This window comes from Rhodococcus sp. ARP2 (assembly GCF_001029585.1).
Lineage (GTDB): Bacteria > Actinomycetota > Actinomycetes > Mycobacteriales > Mycobacteriaceae > Rhodococcus_F > Rhodococcus_F erythropolis.
Window position 1 is genome coordinate 69,194 of the sequence record NZ_LEKE01000056.1, and the last position, 18,600, is coordinate 87,793.

18 protein-coding genes are annotated in these 18,600 nt (G+C 62.9%); 9 read left to right on the forward strand and 9 right to left on the reverse strand.

The annotated features are described in order from the left end of the window. Positions 1-11 precede the first annotated feature (11 nt). Complete coding sequence (locus ABX74_RS14875) at positions 12-566, reverse strand: hypothetical protein (protein ID WP_047889173.1); 555 nt, start codon at positions 564-566, stop codon at positions 12-14. A gap of 96 nt (positions 567-662) precedes the next feature. On the opposite strand from ABX74_RS14875, the gene ABX74_RS14880 reads away from it, so the two are divergent. The 3 genes from ABX74_RS14880 (at position 663) to ABX74_RS14890 (ending at position 5,035) form a co-directional block, all read left to right on the forward strand. Then, the gene (locus ABX74_RS14880; protein ID WP_047889119.1) at positions 663-2,480 is read left to right on the forward strand and encodes a penicillin-binding transpeptidase domain-containing protein; all 1,818 of its coding nucleotides are present in this window, start codon (positions 663-665) and stop codon (positions 2,478-2,480) included. 107 nt (positions 2,481-2,587) lie between these two features. Beyond that, entirely contained in the window at positions 2,588-4,267 is a 1,680-nt protein-coding gene (locus ABX74_RS14885) for an NTF2-like N-terminal transpeptidase domain-containing protein (RefSeq protein ID WP_047889120.1), read from the forward strand. Between the two features lie 30 nt (positions 4,268-4,297). Then, on the forward strand, positions 4,298-5,035 hold the full coding sequence (locus tag ABX74_RS14890; protein WP_047889121.1) for a sulfite exporter TauE/SafE family protein: 738 nt from the start codon (positions 4,298-4,300) through the stop codon (positions 5,033-5,035). Positions 5,036-5,041: 6 nt separating this feature from the next. Here ABX74_RS14890 and ABX74_RS14895 read toward each other — a convergent pair whose 3' ends face one another. The 4 genes from ABX74_RS14895 to ABX74_RS14910 all read right to left on the reverse strand — a co-directional run bounded on the left by ABX74_RS14895 (position 5,042) and on the right by ABX74_RS14910 (position 9,377). After that, the gene (locus ABX74_RS14895) at positions 5,042-6,514 is read right to left on the reverse strand and encodes a peptide MFS transporter (protein ID WP_047889122.1); all 1,473 of its coding nucleotides are present in this window, start codon (positions 6,512-6,514) and stop codon (positions 5,042-5,044) included. A 57-nt stretch (positions 6,515-6,571) separates the two neighbouring features. Next, positions 6,572-6,949, reverse strand: coding sequence for a DUF3054 domain-containing protein (locus tag ABX74_RS14900; RefSeq protein ID WP_047889123.1), 378 nt, complete (start codon positions 6,947-6,949; stop codon positions 6,572-6,574). Positions 6,950-7,013: 64 nt separating this feature from the next. After that, complete coding sequence (locus tag ABX74_RS14905; protein ID WP_019747097.1) at positions 7,014-7,562, reverse strand: YceI family protein; 549 nt, start codon at positions 7,560-7,562, stop codon at positions 7,014-7,016. 78 nt (positions 7,563-7,640) lie between these two features. Then, a complete protein-coding gene (locus tag ABX74_RS14910; RefSeq protein ID WP_030534654.1) occupies positions 7,641-9,377 on the reverse strand; it encodes a 2-isopropylmalate synthase in 1,737 nt (578 codons plus the stop codon). A 163-nt stretch (positions 9,378-9,540) separates the two neighbouring features. Between ABX74_RS14910 and ABX74_RS14915 the strand changes: the two genes are divergently transcribed. Continuing rightward, positions 9,541-10,221: a FadR/GntR family transcriptional regulator gene (locus ABX74_RS14915; RefSeq protein ID WP_007734477.1), complete on the forward strand. Its 681-nt coding sequence runs from the start codon at positions 9,541-9,543 to the stop codon at positions 10,219-10,221. On the opposite strand, the gene ABX74_RS14920 is transcribed toward ABX74_RS14915, so the two are convergent. Then, complete coding sequence (locus tag ABX74_RS14920) at positions 10,218-11,324, reverse strand: YbhN family protein (RefSeq protein WP_020906399.1); 1,107 nt, start codon at positions 11,322-11,324, stop codon at positions 10,218-10,220. The two genes, ABX74_RS14915 and ABX74_RS14920, sit on opposite strands and share 4 nt — an antisense overlap. Positions 11,325-11,333: 9 nt before the next feature. Then, positions 11,334-12,812, reverse strand: a complete 1,479-nt coding sequence (locus tag ABX74_RS14925) for an adenylate/guanylate cyclase domain-containing protein (RefSeq protein WP_021343017.1) — start codon at positions 12,810-12,812, stop codon at positions 11,334-11,336. Between the two features lie 192 nt (positions 12,813-13,004). Here ABX74_RS14925 and ABX74_RS14930 point away from each other — a divergent pair, with 192 nt between their 5' ends. From ABX74_RS14930 to ABX74_RS14945, 4 genes are read left to right on the forward strand one after another with little or no spacing between them, the layout of a single operon-like run. Next, positions 13,005-14,183 (forward strand): AI-2E family transporter, encoded by a 1,179-nt coding sequence (locus ABX74_RS14930; protein ID WP_019747101.1) that lies wholly within the window; start codon positions 13,005-13,007, stop codon positions 14,181-14,183. Then, on the forward strand, positions 14,176-15,399 hold the full coding sequence (gene macS, locus ABX74_RS14935) for a MacS family sensor histidine kinase (RefSeq protein ID WP_020906401.1): 1,224 nt from the start codon (positions 14,176-14,178) through the stop codon (positions 15,397-15,399). The genes ABX74_RS14930 and macS overlap by 8 nt, the downstream gene beginning before the upstream one ends. A 28-nt stretch (positions 15,400-15,427) precedes the next feature. After that, on the forward strand, positions 15,428-16,060 hold the full coding sequence (locus tag ABX74_RS14940; protein ID WP_047269712.1) for a response regulator: 633 nt from the start codon (positions 15,428-15,430) through the stop codon (positions 16,058-16,060). Between the two features lie 17 nt (positions 16,061-16,077). Beyond that, complete coding sequence (locus ABX74_RS14945; protein ID WP_047889124.1) at positions 16,078-16,797, forward strand: DUF1707 domain-containing protein; 720 nt, start codon at positions 16,078-16,080, stop codon at positions 16,795-16,797. A gap of 4 nt (positions 16,798-16,801) precedes the next feature. On the opposite strand, the gene ABX74_RS14950 is transcribed toward ABX74_RS14945, so the two are convergent. Both ABX74_RS14950 and ABX74_RS14955 read right to left on the reverse strand, forming a co-directional pair. Then, positions 16,802-17,254 (reverse strand): MaoC family dehydratase, encoded by a 453-nt coding sequence (locus ABX74_RS14950; protein WP_019747104.1) that lies wholly within the window; start codon positions 17,252-17,254, stop codon positions 16,802-16,804. A 35-nt stretch (positions 17,255-17,289) separates the two neighbouring features. Then, positions 17,290-17,817, reverse strand: coding sequence for a cupin domain-containing protein (locus ABX74_RS14955; RefSeq protein ID WP_047889125.1), 528 nt, complete (start codon positions 17,815-17,817; stop codon positions 17,290-17,292). A 150-nt stretch (positions 17,818-17,967) separates the two neighbouring features. Here ABX74_RS14955 and ABX74_RS14960 point away from each other — a divergent pair, with 150 nt between their 5' ends. Next, on the forward strand, positions 17,968-18,540 hold the full coding sequence (locus ABX74_RS14960; protein ID WP_047889126.1) for a TetR/AcrR family transcriptional regulator: 573 nt from the start codon (positions 17,968-17,970) through the stop codon (positions 18,538-18,540). Positions 18,541-18,600: the final 60 nt, after the last annotated feature.

Here is an 18,600-nt window from a genome sequence, read left to right on the forward strand (position 1 = left end):
TCGCACGGTCCTCAGATTTTCGGGCCTTCGGACCGAAGATCGTCGACCTTCGACATTGCTTCGCGGAGTTCCGTGAGCCATTGTTCGCTGTGCTTGCCCGCCAACCGGACTGTCCACATGAGAGCGTCCGCTCGCGAGCGAGCAACTCCCGCGTCCACCAAGGTGTCGAGAACCTTGCGTTCGGGCTGACGTAGTCGTGTCATCACCGGAACTGCGAGATGTGTGAACAGGACGGTCTTTTCGTCCAGGCGTACACCCCAGGCGACCTTGCGTCCGTAGCGAGCCTCGGCTTCGTCGGCGATGCGCATCCGGTCGGCGCGCGTGGTTTCACGAAAGCGCGAGATCCTTCCGTCCGCGGCGGCCTCGCCACCGTCGACTGACGGGAGTTCACCGATCACGACGATTTCTTCGCGGTCGACCTGGACGTCGGCGGTCCCGGTGAACCAGTCATCTGGAAGTCGACCGGCAAACCAGTCGGACGCATCACTCGCGTCGGGAACCGATGCTTGTTGCCAACCTCCGGGACGGCCGAACCTGCGGTCGCCGGAGGTTTGTGAGTTCTTCATGGCGTTCTCCTCGGAAAGCTGGTGGAGCATGACGTGCGTTTATTGCACTGATTACATGATTACACCGATAGTCGAACCGGCGCCACAAATTCGGGCATGATCGGAGTCGTGCGCCTTTCACACGCTCGTCAGAGCTTCCGAACTTTCCGTCGTCCCGTGGCTGCCGTGGCTCTGGGGGTATTGGCCGCAGGATCGGTAGTTGCCTGCAGTTCTGGCCCTGATCAGCCGAAATCAGTGGCAGAGGAGTTCGCCTCCGCGCTCACGTCGGATGACGTACAAGCGGCGGCAGCCCTGACCACCGATCCGGCGGCGGCCTCGACTGCGATTTCGGCTCTGATCGACGGGCTGGGCAAGGACGAGGGAACATTCACCGTCTCCGACGCCACCGAGTCCGGTGATTCTGCGGGGACGTTCACACTCGATGCGGCGTGGAAGTTCGGTGAAGGTCAGGACTGGAACTACTCGACGCAGGGAAGCGCGTCGAAAAGCGGGGACAACTGGCTGATCCAGTGGGACCCGGCGCTGCTGGCCCCGGACCTGACCTCCTCGACCACTCTGCGCTACACGCCCACGACCGGTGCGCCGCCGTCCGTGCTGGACGCGGCGGGTCAGCCGATCATGGAGCAACAGGTGGTGACGCTGGTCAATCTGGATTCCGCTGCGGTTCCTCCGGTGGACACGGCAGCCGTGGCCGCCCTGCTCTCGCCCGTCGCACCGACGATCACGGCGGCATCGCTCAGCGGCGACCTTGCGTCGGCGAACGGGAAGCCGGTCACCGCAATCACTTTGCGTGCCGAGGATCTTGCACCGATCGAAGAGCGGTTGGCGGCGATTCCCGGAGTGAGCTTGGCGCCGCAAGCGCGGTTGCTCTCGGTGGACAAAACTTTGGCGTCGCCGACGTTCAGTGGGCTGTCCGATCTGTGGCAGGAGGGGCAGGACAAATCCGCAGGCTGGGCGGTGCAGCAGGTGAAGCAGAACGGAACCGTCACCACCGTCGCCGGCCAAGACGGGCCGGTTGCTCCGAACATCGCGACCACCATCGACCGACCACTGCAGCTCGCCGCCGAGAACGCGCTCGCCGGGGTGACGCAACAGGCGGCGATCGTAGCGCTACAGCCGTCGACCGGAGCGGTGTTGGCGGTGGCCCAGAATGCCCCCGCCGACGCACAGGGCCCCATTGCGTTGACCGGCCTGTACCCGCCGGGGTCCACGTTCAAGACCGTGACGACCTCCGCGGCGCTGCAAGCCGGCGTCGCTACACCGGACACCGTTCTGGCGTGCCTGGGTACCGAGAACATCGAGGGCCGTCAGATCCCCAACGACGACGAGTTCGACCTCGGATCGGTTCCGCTGCACACCGCGTTCGCGAAGTCGTGCAACACCACCATGGCCAGGATGGCCGTCGGTCTGCCTGCCGATGCTCTACACAACGCGGCTCTGCAGTTCGGGCTTGGCGTCGACTACGTCACTCCGGGCCTCACGACGGTGACGGGCAACGTCCCCGACGCGAACACACCCGCCGAACGCGTCGAGTCCGCGATCGGACAGGGCACGGTGACCGCCACGCCTTTCGGGATGGCTCTCGTGGCGGCCTCGATCGCCAACGGGACGACACCCGCGCCGATGTTGGTCAAGGGACAGGCCGGTGTCGCGGATCAGACGGTGTCCCCTGCTCCCGCGGAGGTGACCGAACAGTTGCGGGTGATGATGCGCGAGACCGTCACAGGAGGTACGGCAACGTCGTTGCAGGACATTCCGGGGCTTCTGGGCAAGACCGGTACGGCCGAAACCGAAGGTGGTCCAGCACACGGGTGGTTTGTCGGAATCAAGGGAGATCTCGCATTTGCGGTATTCATCGCGGGTGCGGACAGCTCTTCACCTGCAGTGCAGGTAGCGGGTACTTTTCTGCGCTGAAACCTGTTTTCCGTTGCAGTTGGATCACACCGTCGTAGCTCAACCGTGACACGTTCGTAGGCATCCCGTGCTTGTTACTCGTGTGACAGAAGTAAAGAGTTACATGCATGGGGCCCGGAGGACAGCACAACCGTCGTGGAAAATATGTCGTTGCGTCGATAACTGCTGTCGTTCTGACAGTGGCGCTCGCGTCGTGTGTCATCGGTGGGGAGAAGAAATCCGACGCCGCCTCGGTGGTGGAGGACTTCGTCACCGCCCTCAACAACCACGACGCCGAAGCTGCCGCGGCGCTCACGTCGTACCCCAACGCCGCGCGGCCGTCGATCCAGCAGATGTTCGACGGACTGGCCGCCAAGTCCACCGACTTCGACGTCGCTCAGGTCATGGACCTGGGTAGCGACTCCGGACTCTTCACTCTCGACGCGTCCTGGAACTTCGGTGAAGGCAAGGACTGGAGCTACCAGTCGCAGGGTGAGGTTCGCGATCTGTCGGTCGGCTGGCGGGTGTCCTGGGACCCGTCGGTCCTCGTTCCCGACCTCGGCAACGGTCGCACCGTCTCGTACACCCGCACGGACGCAGCGCCGCCGAAGGTAGTCGACAGCACCGGCACCCTGCTCATGAACGAGCAGACCATCAACGCGATCACTCTCGACCCGGCCACCATGCCGGACCCCGTGGACACCACTCGTCGCCTCGCCACGGTGCTTGAACCTGTCGCACCGTTGGTCACTTCGGAGTCGATGTTGGCCGACCTCGCCGCCAACCCCGGCAAGCCCGTCACCGCCGTACTGCTCCGCGATCCCGACTACGCCTACCTGGAAAGCGATTTTGCGATCCCCGGCGTCGTCGTGGTCAAGACACCCAAACTGATCGCCTCCGACCGTCGTATCAACTCGCCGTTGCTGGACCCGCTGCGGACCGTGTGGCAGGCCAATCGCGACGCCACCGCCGGCTGGGCGGTCAACCTGGTCGAGCCCAACGGATTCCCGATCAAGCAAGCCGGCTTCCAGGGACCTCCCGGCCCCGATGTCGCCGCGACTCTCGACTCGCACGCTCAACTCGCCGCGATCGAAGCTGTCGTCAGTGCAGGTACTCCCGCGGCCATCGTGGCGATCCGCCCGTCGGACGGTGCCATTCTGGCTGCAGCACAGAACAATCAGGCCATCGAACAGGGCCCGATCGCCTTCACCGGGTTGCGCCCGGCCGGCGGCGCACTCGATCTGGTCCGTCTCGCATCGTCGATGCAGAACGGCGTCGACCCCGGCAGCGTGTCAGCCGAGCAGTTGGCCGACACCGGGCAGCAACTCGGACTCGGCAACGGCTTCCACATTCAGGGACTCGAACAGCAGACAGCAGTGCTTGCCGCGAACCGTCCCGGCGTGGACCAGGCGATGAACAACGTCATGGCCAACAAGACGTCCAACGACGCGAGCGCGCCGACCGTGACTCCGTTCGGAATGGCGATGCTCGCGGCATCGATCGCCCGCGGCAGTGCCCCGCTGCCGATGATGGTCTTCGGACAACCGGCAACCGCCGACGTCGCGCCGACGGCATTGCCCGGCGACGTCAACAATCGTCTGCGTGACGCCATGCGAGGCGCCGGCGGACTGGCTGGGTACCCGGACATGATGGCGGCCGGCGCAGCGAGCGGTGACGATCGCTGGTTCTACGGATCACGCGGAGACTTCGCGTTTGCAGTGTTCGTCGCAGACGCTGACGGCGGTGATCGAGCAATGCAGATGACGGACAAGCTCTTCCAGGAACTCGGCAAGCCTGCCGACAAGTAGTACCAAGCACCGCGAGTAGATTCCTGGTTCGTGAACCTGCTCGATTTCCTTTTCCTCGTCGTAGCGGGATTCTTCAGCGGTCTAGTCGGTTTTGTCACCGGTCTTGCATCGATCGTCTCGTACCCGGCGCTGCTGAGCGTCGGGCTCTCGCCGGTCAGCGCGAACATGACCAATACCGTCGCGTTGGTGGCCGTCGGCGTCGGCGCATTGGCGAACTCGTCCCGTGAAGTTGCCGATACCGGTCCGAAACTTGTTCGCTGGTCTCTCTATTCGGCTGCCGGTGGCATCGTCGGTGCCCTGATTCTGTGGTTGGCACCGGAAGGTTCGTTCGAATCCGTTGTGCCGGCGATGGTCGTGTTCGCCTCGCTCGCGCTGTTACTGCAACCGAAGATTCGTGAGTTGTCCGGCGGCGGTGACCGTCCCGGAATCTACTCGGCAGCACTGTTTGCCGTCGCGGTCTACGGCGGCTATTTCGGTGCCGGTGCCGGCGTCATCTTCCTGGCCGCGACGCTCATCCTCACTTCCGAAACGGTGTGGCGTGCAACGATCCTGAAGAGCTTCTTTCTCGGCATTGCCAATCTTGTGGCTGCACTCATCTTCGCCTTCTCCGGACAGGTGCATTGGGTGGCCGCGTTGGCGATGGCACTCGGCGCTTTGGCCGGAGGGTGGTGTGGCCCGCCCGTCGTCAAGAAAATCCCGCCATCGGTACTGCGTGTGGCAGTGGCGACAGCGGGATTCGTGTTGGCTCTGTGGTTGTGGGTGAAGTGAGACCGTCTACTTCACGCCCTGCATCAGCTTCTTGATCCACGGCGAGGCAAGAGCAAGAATCACTCCGATTCCGATCGACGAGAAACCGATGATCAGGAAGAACGGGCGACTGTCGTCGATGTCGAAGTAACCGGCCAAGGTTCCCGCCATCGAAGAACCCAACGCAACGGACAAGAAGAACAACGCCACCATCTGAGTGTGGAAATGCTCGGGCGCGAGTTTGGTTGCAAGGGAAAGGCCGACGGGGGACAGGAAGAGTTCCGCGAAGGTGAAGAGCAGAAGCACGCCGGCCAGGCCGAGGAGCGGTGCACTGTTCGGTCCGCCACCGGTGATCGGGATGAACGCCAGGAACGCCAGACCCATGGTGCCGGTACCGAGCGCGAACTTGATCGGCGACGACGGCTGACGGTCACCGAGTTTTGTCCACATCGCTGCAAACACGCCGGCAAAGATGATGATGAACACCGGGTTGATCGACTGCACCCACGTCGGCGGGAAGTCCCAACCGAAGAGATTGCGGTCCAGGAGTTTGTCGGAGATCACCGGCACGGTAGTGAACTGCTGCTGAAACAGCGACCAGAAGGCCGCGCTCGCGATGAACATCGGGATGAACGCAAAGACTCGACTGCGTTCGACCTTGGTCACCTTCTTGCTGGTGAGCATGAGGAGGAAGTAACCGACGGACGCGACGATCGTGAGTCCGACAACGACGTCGGACATGTTGTCGGCCGTGATCAAACCGGTGATCGAGGCGACCGCGACGACGACGATCGCGGCAATGCCGATCCCGATGTAGAGCGCGCGCTTGTCTGCGGGCAACGGGTTGCCGGGCTCGGCACCGATTCCGTGAAGATGCTTGCGGCCCAGCGTGTACTGGATCAGGCCGAGAGCCATGCCGACCGCGGCGAGAGCAAAACCGGCGTGGAATCCCCAGGCGTCCTGGACGGCTCCGGTGAGCAGTGGGCCGACAAGACCGCCGATGTTGATTCCCATGTAGAAGATGGAGAATCCGGCGTCGCGGCGAACATCCTGTTCGGAATAGAGATCTCCGACCAGAGAGGTCGCATTGGCCTTCAGGCCGCCACTGCCGAAGGCGACCATGACCAGGCCGACGCCGACACCCCACATGCCGGGAAGAACCGACAAGGCGATGTGGCCGGCCATCACCAGCGAAGCACTGTAGAAGAGCGTGCGCTCGGAGCCGAGAAGTCGGTCGGCCACCCACGCGCCGAGAATCGTCGACAGATAGACGGTGCCGCCGTACGCGCCGACGATGCTGGTCGCTGCCGCCTGACTGATGCCGAGGCCGCCGTCGCTGACGCTGTAGTACAGGTAGTAGATGAGGATGCCTTGCATCCCGTAGAAGGAGAATCTCTCCCACATCTCGACGCCGAACAGGTTCGCCAGCGCAAAGGGTTGGCCGAAGAACCCCCGGTCTTCTTTCTCGCTACGTTCGACGGGCTCCGTAGTGTTGCTCATCCGAAAAGTGTCCTACGTGCTCGAGCATTTCGGGTAGTTCCGAGCCGTGGAGTTTGGTTACGACTTGGTGCGGATTTTCGATACCAGCGGAGCGAGTGCGCGCCAACCGAGAAGGAACGCGCCGAGGACCAGCGTCGCGACGACGATGAAGCTGAACTGGGTGCCCTGGCCACTCAACACTCGCAGGATCATGCCGATGACGACGGCGCCGAGCCAAACGACAATGCCGGTGGGAAGAAGGAGAACGGCGTTGAACTTGTCGCGGTACAGCGCGAACGTGGCAGCCCATCCGATCACCAGGCCGGTCAGGAAGGGCCAGGATGTCTTCGCCAGACCGGCGAGCGCGTTGGCTTCTTCGTGGGTACGGCGCCCTATCGCGCAGAAGATTATGACAAGAATGGCGTCGATCAGCAGGAATGGTGCGTACTTCTTCACGCTCACACCATACGACTGTGCGCCTTTATTAACCGCGGGCGGTTAATAAAGGCGCACAGTGCTGTTAAGCCTGGAGGCCGGCTTCGATCTCGAGGGTGATCGTGATCTTGTCGCCGACAACTGCTCCGCCGCCTTCGAGGGGCATCTCGATGGAGATGTCGAAGTCCTTGCGGTTGATGACGGTGGTGGCTTCGAATCCGGCGACGGGGCCCTGGCCCATGCCCGGGTTGACGCCGTTGAACTCGAGGTTCAGCTCGACCTCGCGGGTGACGCCGTGGAGCGTGAAGTCGCCGGCGAGGACGAAGTCGCTGCCCTTGGAGCGCACTGCGGTGGACTTGAAGGTGGCCTTCGGGAACTTCTCGACGTCGAAGAAGTCAGCGGACTTGATGTGGCCGTCGCGCTGCTCGTTCTTGGTGTTGATGGAGTCCACGGAGATCTCGGCCTCGACGGCGGGGGTTCCGTCTTCGGCAACGGTGATCGTTCCCGAGAACTCGTCGAATGTTCCACGAACCTTGGAAACCATGAGGTGGCGAACCGAGAATCCGACAGTGGAGTGGACGGTGTCGATGACCCAGGTTCCGGCGGTCAATGTGGGCAAGGTTGCGGTGGTCATGGAAGCTCCTGAATAAGTAGTTGAATGTTCAAGTTCTTGTAGCTTCAACTATGGACCCCAGGAAATCCTTCCGCAAGATCATGTGAGCTGCATCACAGTGTTTGTGCTTGCGGCATAGACGGCGTGAAGCGCCGACGCTGTCACCGACTGATGCACCGCAATGCCCCAGCGCCCTTCGCTGTTCACCACGCATTCTGCGATGGTGACTGCCGAATTCGCACTACCGGAAGACTCCGGGTTGCGGGGCAGTGAATGCTGGGTGAGCGAGACGACCTCGACGGCCGAGCCCTGTTCCGTCAGGATCTTGCTCAATGCCTCGACCGGCCCGGACGCACTCGCGGCGGCGGTGACCTCGCGTCCGTCGCGATCAATGGCGACGAACAACTGATCACCGTCGGCGGTGTGTTCCAGTGAGTACCGACGCACTCCTCCGTTGTACCCGTACTCGCGCAGCAGCAGTTTCCACAGCTGGTCGGCGGTCATTTCGGTGCCCGAGTCGTCGGTTTCGAGCTGCACCCGCGAGGCGAAGTCGATTTGCAGGCGCCGGGGGAGTTCGACCCCGTACTCGGTCTGCAACAGATAAGCGATTCCGCCTTTGCCCGACTGGCTGTTCACACGAATCACCGCCTGGTAATCGCGGCCGACGTCGGCGGGGTCGATCGGCAGATAGGGGACTGCCCACGGCGCCGATCCCGGATCGACGCCGGCAGCCTCCGCGCTCTCGTAGTGATGGGCGAAGCCCTTCTTGATCGCATCCTGGTGGGTTCCGGAAAATGCCGTGTACACGAGATCTCCGCCGTACGGGTGGCGCTCGTGGACGGGAATTCGGTTGCAGTACTCCACCGTTCGACGGATCTTGTCGATGTCGGAGAAGTCGATTTCCGGATCGACGCCCTGTGCATGCAGATTCAGCCCCAGCGTGACCAGGTCGACGTTGCCCGTGCGCTCGCCGTTGCCGAACAGGCATCCCTCGACGCGCTGCGCGCCGGCCAGTACTGCCAGTTCGGCACATGCAACCCCGGTGCCGCGGTCGTTGTGCGGGTGGACCGAGAGAATCACCGAATCGCGTCGGGCCAGGTTCTGGTGCATGTATTCGATCTGGTCGGCATAGATGTTGGGGGTGGCGATTTCGACTGTGGCAGGCAGGTTGTGGATGACCGGGCGGTCGGGACTGGCGTCCCAGAGTTCGGTGAGGCTGTTGCAGACCTGCAGGATGTAATCGGGTTCGGTGAGGTTGAAGACCTCGGGGGAGAACTCGAATCGCCACCCGTCGTGGCCTTCGCCGCCACGGGCCACGTCCTGCGCCGCGCGGAAAATCATGTCGTGCAACTCTTCTCGCTCTTTGCCGAGAACCACGTTTCGCCACGTCGGCGCAGTCGCGGTGTACATGTGGACGACCGCGTTCGGCAGTCCCTCGATCGACTGGTACGTCCGTTCGATCAAATCCGTACGCGCGGCGGTGAATACGACGATGGTGACGTCGTCGGGAACGAGATCGAACCGCACCAGGTCGCGAACGAAATCGAAATCGGTCTGGCTCGCAGAGGGATAGCCGACCTCGATTTCCTTGTAGCCGATCGCCACCATCAGTTCGAACATTCGGCGCTTGCGTTCGGGGTCCATCGGTTCTGCGAGGGCTTGATTGCCGTCACGCAGATCGACGGGCACCCACAGGGGCGCCGCGGTGGTGCGATTGGACGGCCACGTTCGGTCGAAAATCGGAATGTCGACGCGATCCCACGCGGCGCGATAGCGCTCGGACGGCATGGGTGACGGCTTCTGGTTGTTCCAGCGGTTGGCGCGGGTAGTACTCATCTTCGGTTTCTCCTGCGGTCGAGTCGAGAGACCGGCATGGCGAAACCCCGCGGAGGGGTGCCGGTCTGTCAGGCCCCGCCGCGGCAGTCGAGAAGGAGTGCTCCTGTAGCCATGCGGGCTACACTAGAACGAAATCACTTATCAGACAACCTGAGGAGTTCACGTGTCACCGATCGTCGAGCGTCGGCTGCTCACCGACCAGGCTGCGGAGTTGCTGCGAGCGCGGATCGTGAGCGGTGAATGGGAAGTCGGCGCCAAACTTCCAGGTGAAACCACTTTGGCTGCGCAGTTGGGTATCGGTCGGTCCACCATCAGGGAAGCGGTGCGGACCCTCGCGGGCCTCGGCATGCTCGAATCGAGACAGGGTGCCGGCGTCTTCCTACGGAGTACGACGCCTCCGGATCAGTGGCCGCGCGTGCTCGAAGCCGAGGCGATTCTTCATGTCGTCGAGGTGCGAAACGCGGTCGAGATCGAAGCGGCTCGCCTCGCAGCGCAGCGCCGCGATGCCGTTGACGTCGCGGCTCTGCGGCAGGCGCTCGACGGTAGAACTGCTGCCGCCCATTCCGGGGACGCAGCCTTCGTCGACGCCGATATCGCCGTCCACCGGGCAGTGGTGGATGCGGCACACAATCCCGTGCTGTCGGAACTCTTCGAGACTTTTGTGCCGCGTCTGCGGGCCGCGTTGATCGAGTTGATCGCGGTTCTGGACCTGCATCCACACAGTCAGCCGGATGCGGACGAGCATCGAATGTTGGTGGACGCCATCGAAGCCGGCGACGCGGAGGCAGCGGTACGGATCAGCCGAGCCCACCTCGACGACATGGCAGCAGCGCTGCGACGCTAGACGCCGGGTTGTTCTCGACGTTCGAACTCGAGATCCATCTCGAGGTCTTCGTGGTGGGTTGCACGGAATGACACGAGGAAGACGAGCCATCCCACCAGAGCGACAAGTACGAAACTGATTATCCGATAAACGAATACCGCTGCTGCGGCTTGCGCCCAGGTAGAGCCCGCCATGGTCAGTGCTGTGATGAGCACGGGCTCGACATAGCCGAGACCGCCCGGCATGAGGGGAATACTGCCCACCGCTTTCGCCGCTGTGAACGCGATCAGCAGGCCGGCGAAGGACGGATCGGCTCCTACTGCCCAACAAGCGAAACCGAGACAGAGGACGTCGGCAACTCGGTGAACTGCCGACCATCCGAAGGCAACCGCAGTGTCGGTCCGACTGAGTTCAACCGAGTCCAGTTGCTTGAGGATTTCGGACCAACGGTGCATACCGCGCCCGGTCGGGTTTTTGCGGGAACGGTTGTACAGCGCCAGAACTCGGTGCCCGATGCGTTCGATGCTGCCGGGATTCTGGGCTACGTATCGCAACGCCAGAAACAGTGCTGCCATGCCGACGAGCGAAATCGTCAGCGTCACCGGGCTGACCTTGGTGCCGAACGCCACTGCGCCAGTGGCACCGAGTAGTGCCAGAGTCGCGGCGGCGATGACACCGCACATTGCCAACTGCCAGGACGCGACAACCGGCGTAGCCCCCCACTTTCGAGTCTGCTTGTACGTGAACGCTGTCGAGAAGACCTGGCCGGCAGGCAACGTCAACGCCATCGCCGTGCTGGCGTAGATGACCGAGAGGTTCTTGAGGTGACCGGCGACAACACCTGCCGCGTTGAGAAGGCGCTGCTGAACGGACGCGTAACCACTGAGGGACACCGCCTGGGCGGCTACACAGGCAGCCACCCAACCCCAATGGATTTCGGTGAGAGCTTGCCAGTACTCGTTGAGACGAGGCCACAGGATGATTCCCTCGACGATCAGAAGGGCGATCAGAGCCACCCCGAGCAGCCACTTCAACCACCAGAAGCGCCCTCTGGCCCGACTGGTCTCGGCCACGGGCGAGCGTGGTCGTCTCAGTCGCCGTGGGGTGTTTCCAGGCTGAGCCATCGACTCACCCTAACCAATTTGATCCGGATCGACCTCTGGATACTTTTCGGGCCACGCCAGATGCGTCAGTCGTCGGCGCCCACGCAGTTGGACTTGCTCGCCGAGTTCCCACTCGGCCTGTTCCTCTTCGTCGGCGAAATACAGCGCGCTCGTCGACGCCAGCACTCGGCTGGGCCGAAGCTTCGCGAGCTCGGTGAGCCGTGACGCCTCATTGACCGGATCACCGATCACGGTGTACTCGAAACGTTCGGCAGCACCGATGTTGCCGGCGACCGCGAGCCCCGCGCTCACGCCGATACCGACGTCCAGACCGGTGATGTCGTTGAGCTTGAACCGCAGCTCGCGCGCCGCCGCGAGGGCTGCCGTCGGAGCGTCGGGTCGATCGAGTGGTGCACCGAAGATGGCGAGCGCCGCATCACCCATGAACTTGTTGACAAAACCGTGGTGGCGATCGATGACGTCGACGACCACACGGAAGAACTCGTTGAGCAGCTCGACCACTTCGCCCGGCGGGCGCTCGGCCGCGGCACCGGTTGATCCGACCATGTCGACGAACAGAACTGCCACGAATCGAGTTTCGCCGCCCAGTTCGGTACCGAACTTCAGCGCGCGGCGGGCCACGTCCTCGCCGACGTGCTGGCCGAAGAGCTCACGCAGCAGGCGACGCTCGTCGGACTCTTTCATCATGCGGTTGAAGCCGACTTGGAGCCGGCCGATCTCACTGCCGTCGAACACCTCGACGCGTACGTCGGTGGCGCCGCGCTGCACTCGCTCGATGGCGCGTCGCAGTTGTCGGATCGGATCGGAGATCTGAGTAGCCGTCAGCATCGACAGTGCAAAGGCCTGCACGATCGCCATGATCGAGATGAGCAGGATCGCCCACGCGAGTGAGTCGGGGGAGAACTCGAGATTCGTCGTGAGCTGCGTCGAGCACAGCAAGATGATGCCTGCGACGGGCATCAGCGTGCCGAGTCCCCAGGTCATCGCCAGCCGGGTTCCGACGCCCGGCGCCATGGTCCGATCGAATTCGCCCTCGCTCAACGCCTGGGCGGCGACCGGACGCAAGATGCGCTCGCCGAGCATGTAGGTGAACCCGAAGGTCGTGGTCGCGGCCATGCAGACCGTCACGATCACGGCGATCGCGAGTCCGGGCATCTCGGTGATGGTCAGGAACACGAAGATGATGCCGCCCAGAATCCACAGCACCAGGTGAACGATGGCCTGGCGAAGCGGCGCGTGAAGTGCCGCCATCTGCTCGGACCTCGTCGGTGGACCACCGCGCAGCCGCCAACGAATGACCGACTTCAACATCATGGCCGCCGCGGTGAGGCTGACGGCACCCGCGAATGCCAGGTAAACGCCGAAGATCGCGAAGTTGCGGACACGGTCGGCAACTATCGCGTCGGACTCCTGGATCGGCACGCCGTACCGCACGAAAGCGAAGACCAGTACCGCGCCGATCAGATTGGCCGCGAGCATGGAGAGCATATAGAGGGGCCACCGGCTGCGGATGGTCACCGCTATTGCTCTGTATGAGGCCCGCACAGGGTTCAATTTAGCTGGCAGAGCTCGAAGTGTTGGTACGCGCGTCCGATTATTGGTCCGCTCACCTGTGTCGGCCGGTCCGGTTAGGCTCGCGAGGTGAACGCAAACAGGGGGCGTGCGGAGCGAGCTTCGAGGATGAACAAACCCATCTCCGCCGACGCTCGGGCGGTGCATCCGGGCGTGCGTATCGCGGCAGAATGGTCGTGGCGCCTCATCGTGATCTTTGCCGGGCTACTGGTTCTCGGATACGTGGTTCTGCGCCTCGAGACCGTGCTCATCCCGGTGGGGCTGGCTCTACTGGCATCGGCTCTGTTGATTCCGGTTGTCGATCGGCTACAGGTGTGGGGAGTTCCTCGCTCGGCAGCTGTGATCGTCGTTCTGCTTGCCTCGATCGGACTGGTCGCGGGAATCATGACGTTTGTCGTCGAGCAGTTCATCGACGGGTTGCCCCAGCTCACCGACCAGTTCACGGCCAGCGTCACGCAGATTCAGAACTGGCTCACCAGCGGACCGCTGCACTTCAGCGAGGATCAGATCCGCCAGGCTGGTGATTCGGTCGTCAAGTCGGTGCAATCCAATCGTGAGTCCCTGACCAGCGGCGCCTTGACCACGGCGACAGTCATCGGCGAGATCTTCACCGGGGCATTGCTGACGCTGTTCACTCTCATCTTCTTCCTCTACGGCGGCGACCAGATCTGGCAGTTCGTCACCCGGATCGTTCCCACCGACGCTCGTCGTCGCGTGCGGATCGCCGGTTCTGCAGGTTTCGGGTCGCTGATCGGTTACGTGCGGGCCACGGTCGCGGTTGCAGCCGCCGACGCGATCGGTATCGGTGCCGGCCTGGCGATTCTCGGGGTGCCGCTCGCCCTGCCGCTGGCGTCGTTGGTGTTCATCGGCGCGTTCATCCCGATCGTCGGTGCATTTCTGACCGGTTTTCTCGCGGTGCTTGTCGCTCTGGTCACGAAGGGTTTCCTGACGGCACTGATCGTCCTCGGCATCATCATCGGCGTCATGCAGCTCGAAGCGCACGTGATGCAACCGCTGTTGTTGGGTCGCGCTGTTCGCCTGCATCCGCTGGCAGTCGTTCTCGCCATTACAACGGGCATCGTCCTCGCCGGAATCGTCGGCGGGCTCTTGGCTGTTCCGATCGTCGCGGTCCTGAATACCGCCATTCGTTCCCTCCTCGCCGACGACCCGGATATCGCGTACGCCGAACTGCACGTCGAAGATCCGGAGACCCCACTGTTCCCCGCCGAACCCGACGAGCCGCGCGCCGAGCCTCGCATCGTGAACCCCACTCCTCCCGATGACTGAGCCCACCCGCCGTCGTCGGCTGCACTATCAGCCGACCGTTCGCGAGGCGTCGGGCGTCGACACCGACCCTGATGCCCCGCTGTGGCGGGCGGCGCAGGCATTTCGCCTCGTCACGCTGGTGTACGCGATCAGCTACCAGTTCGCTTCGGCCTCCGACTACACCAACTCCCGGCTCAGCTGGTTCTTCGTCGCTCTGATGGCCGTGTGGACCGGGGTGTCGGCGCTGTTGCTCGGAACTTCCGGTGCTCTGTTCGGTAAGACGCTGCCGAGGTACCAGGTGGTGATCGCCGATCAGGTGGTCGTCATCTTGCTGATGGCGTCGACGAGGCTGGTCTCCGACCACGAGTGGTATCAGAATCACCAGACGCTCCCCACCACGCTGTGGGCCACCAACGCGGTCATCTCCGCGGCAATTCTCGGCGGGCCGTGGCTCGGTATGGCGTCCGGAGTTGTCATTTCGGCGGCCAGCGCGATCATCCGCGATCAGGTCAACCTGGATCTCTGGCGCGATGCGACGGCTCCCGTTCTCGTATCGGTTGGTCTGGCGTTGGGCTTGGCCACCACCACCGCTCGGCGCTCGCATCGGCAACTCGAACAAGCCGTACGTCTGGCCGCGGCAACGGAAGAGCGCGAACGCTTGGCACGCGAAGTACACGACGGCGTTCTGCAGGTGCTGGCGATGGTGCGCCGGCGAGGAGCCGCACTCGGCGGCGAGGCAGCTGAGCTGGCCGCTCTGGCCGGCGAGCAGGAGGTCGCGTTGAGAATGCTGATTTCCGAGCAGGTTTCGGGTGCCGCGGCAGATGTCGGCGGACAGACAGTGGATCTGTGTCCGCTGCTGACTACGCAGGCCAGCACGTCGGTGTCGGTGTCGACGCCCGCGCATCCGGTCGTGATCGAGCGCGATCGAGCAATCGAACTGGCAGCCATCGTCGACAATGCCCTGTCCAATGTCGGGCTTCACGCCGGTCCTGCGGCGAAGGCGTACGTATTGCTCGAAGATCTGCCGGACGAGGTGATCGTCAGTGTCCGCGACGACGGCGTCGGAATCCCCGAAGGTCGCTTGGCGCAGGCCGAGGCCGAAGGCCGCATGGGAGTATCGAAGTCCATTCTCGGTCGAGTACAGGTGCTCGGCGGAACTGCAGTCCTGCAAACGGGGCCGGGGGAGGGCACCGAATGGGAGATCAACGTTCCGAAGGGGAAGAGTGAGCGTGGCTGACGAAAAGGGCGAGAATCCGGTGACGGTGATGGTCGTCGACGATCACCCGATGTGGCGCGACGGTGTCTCCCGGGACCTCGAAGCCGCGGGCTTCACCGTGAGCGCCACGGCGGAGGGTGTCGAGAGTGCGCGCCGCCGAGCCGCCGCCGTGCAACCGGCCGTGGTTCTGATGGACATGAACCTGCCGGACGGAAACGGTGCCGACGCCACCACCGCAGTGCTCGAGGTTTCGCCGAAGAGCAAGGTACTCGTGCTTTCCGCCTCCGCCGAGCGTGACGACGTCCTCGACGCGGTCAAGGCCGGAGCGTCGGGTTACCTGGTCAAGAGTGCTTCGGTGGCGGAACTTCTCGAGGCCGTGCGAGCGACTTTCGACGGACAAGCCGTCTTCACACCCGGCCTCGCCGGATTGGTGCTCGGCGAGTACCGCCGGATGTCGACGGCACCGGCCGACGATCGCGCACCCGAGCTGCCTCGGCTCACCGACCGTGAGACCGAAGTGCTCCGTCTTGTCGCCAAGGGGCTGAGCGCAAAACAGATCGCCACGAGGCTCTCGCTCAGCCACCGGACCGTCGAAAACCACGTCCAGGCGACGCTGCGGAAACTTCAGTTGGCCAATCGCGTCGAGCTCACGCGATACGCAATAGAACAAGGACTCGAATAACGTTTATCCTGGAAATCATGGAGGCCAGGAATCTACGCGTATCCGATGCCGAACGAGAGCACGTCGGCGAGCTGCTGCAGAAAGCTGTCGGTCAAGGGATGCTCTCGCTCGGTGAGTTCACCGAGCGCATGGACACTGCCTTGGCTGCAAAGACGCGAGGTGAGCTCAACTCGGTTCTCGCCGATCTTCCGGGCATCACGCTGATCTCCGACTACGACCCACCCGCGTATCCCAATGCAGGTCAGCCGATGTACCAAGGCCAGCCGTATCCTGCGCCGACATACCAACCCCAGCCGCCGCCGGTTCACCCGAGCCCGCCTTACCGCGCTTCCGTCGGGGCTCCGGTAGTCGGTAACTACGGAGCGGCAAATGCTGCCGTGATCCGTGGACGAATGGCGACGGTGACGCGGAACGGCGCATGGATCGTTCCTCCCGCTGTCGTGGTCGATACCAGAATGTCCAGTGTGACTATCGATTTCACGCGCGCTGTGATGCAGACGCAGGTCGTGAACATCTCGATCGACGACTACGCCAGTTCGATTTCACTGATCGTTCCCGAAGAGGCGACGGTGGACATGAACGGTGTCGAGGCAGTCGGAGGAAGTGCGTCGAACAAGGTTCGTTCCGGCCCGCAGATGGGCCCGCTGCATCTGGTGGTGCACGGCAAGGTGCGATTCGGCAGTGTCACCGCGAAGCATCCCTTCGGTACCACGATCCGAAAGATGTTCGGCTCCTGACCTTTCAGTGATACGCGCGGGTCAACATCTCGGCGACGCACACGGGTTTGTCACCGTGTTCTCGTTCGAATGTCTGCGTCACCGTGATCTGGACGCCGCCATTGATCGGTTCGACTTTGCTCAACGTCGCACGCATGCGAACGCGAGAGCCAACCGGAAGCGGAGCAGGCAACCTGACCTTGTCGAATCCGCAATTGAGAGCAAACGCAAAACCCTCGAGCGAGAACATCGCATACGAGAACATGGGGCCGAGTGAGAGCGTGTAGTTGCCGTGCGCGATCGTTCCACCGAACGGTGACTCCTTCGCGCGATCCACATCGACGTGAATCCACTGATCGTCGCCGGTGACCCGGGCGAACTCGTCGATGGACTCCTGCGTGACATCGTGCCAGTCGCTGACGCCCAACTCTTGGTTCAGGTTGGCGCTGAGGTCTTCTGCTCCGGTGAGTACAAGCATGAATCTTCCTTTGATCGGTAGGTGCTGGCAGTCGGTCAGTGACTTTCGATGCCGAATCCCACACCGTGCGTCTGTGCGATCTCGGCGGTGGCAACGAGATCGAATTCGATCCCGAAATCTGCTTCTACCCGCGCTGCAACCGATTCCGCGGCGGAACCTGCTTCGGCCAGTAGTTTCGGCATCAGTTCGAACAGGTCTTCCATCCCTCCGGGCGTGATGATTTCGATAATCCGTGCTGGAGCGTCGTCGGGATTCCACACGGCGTGCCACTGGCCACGCGGTTTGAAGATCATGGCGCCAGTCTCCGCGTAGACGACCTCGTCTCCGACCATCGCTGCGACGCGGCCACTTTGAACCACCGTGTACTCGTCTTCGCGGCTGTGGCGATGGACCGGTGAGGTCATCGAATGCGGAGCGATGCGGTGTTGTACAAGAGAGAATCCTCCCTCGGTTTGTTTGCTTCGAACCATCATCCGGACGCCGGTGGCCGCGAGAGTCCCGGTGAGATCTACGTCCGGTCCGAGGACGGTCGTCGTGGTGTGGTTTGCGGAATTCGGTGACATCGATTTGGTCCTTTGCCGTCGTGAGCGTCGTTGGCTGCGCTCCGGTTTCGATTCTCGAATCATGTACCAATCGGTCTAGTGATGCAAGGCTTTGGCTATTTATGCACTTCAAGTGTTGTCGATATGTGTACTGATCGGTATGTTGAACTTATGTCTACAAGGGATTTGTTGGTCGATGCCGCTGCCGACTTGTTGCAGCGGAAGGGGTACGCGGGAACGGGTGTGTCGGAAGTGCTCTCGGCGAGCGCGACCACCAAGGGGTCCTTGTACTTTCACTTTCCCGGCGGCAAGGAAGAACTCGCAGGCGAGGCTCTGAGGCGACGCGGTGAGGCAATGGCCGATTTCATCCGGCATCTCCTGGAGAGCTCACCCGATGCCGCCACCGCGATCTCGGCATTTGCTGCCGCACTGGCTGCGCGTTTGTCGGATTCGGACTACGAACGTGGATGCGCCCTGGCTACGGCAACACTGGATGCCGCAACCGAATCAGAGGTCATCCGTGGTGCTTGTGCGGACGGGTACAACTCGTGGCTGGGGCTGCTGGCTCAGCGCCTCGAATCCGACGGTTGGTCCCGCGAAGACGCAGAGTCCGAGGCAATTCTCGCTCTGTCCGCACTCGAGGGCGCGCTTGTCCTCGCTCGGGCGCGTCAGGATCCCGCTCCGCTTCACACTTCGGGTCGGTTGCTCTCCGAACGATTGCGGAATGCAGCGCCTCGGCGATAGTTCCCTGTCGGTCGATGGTGCTGTCAGTCGAAGGTGTCCTCAGTTGAATACGAGAAGTCC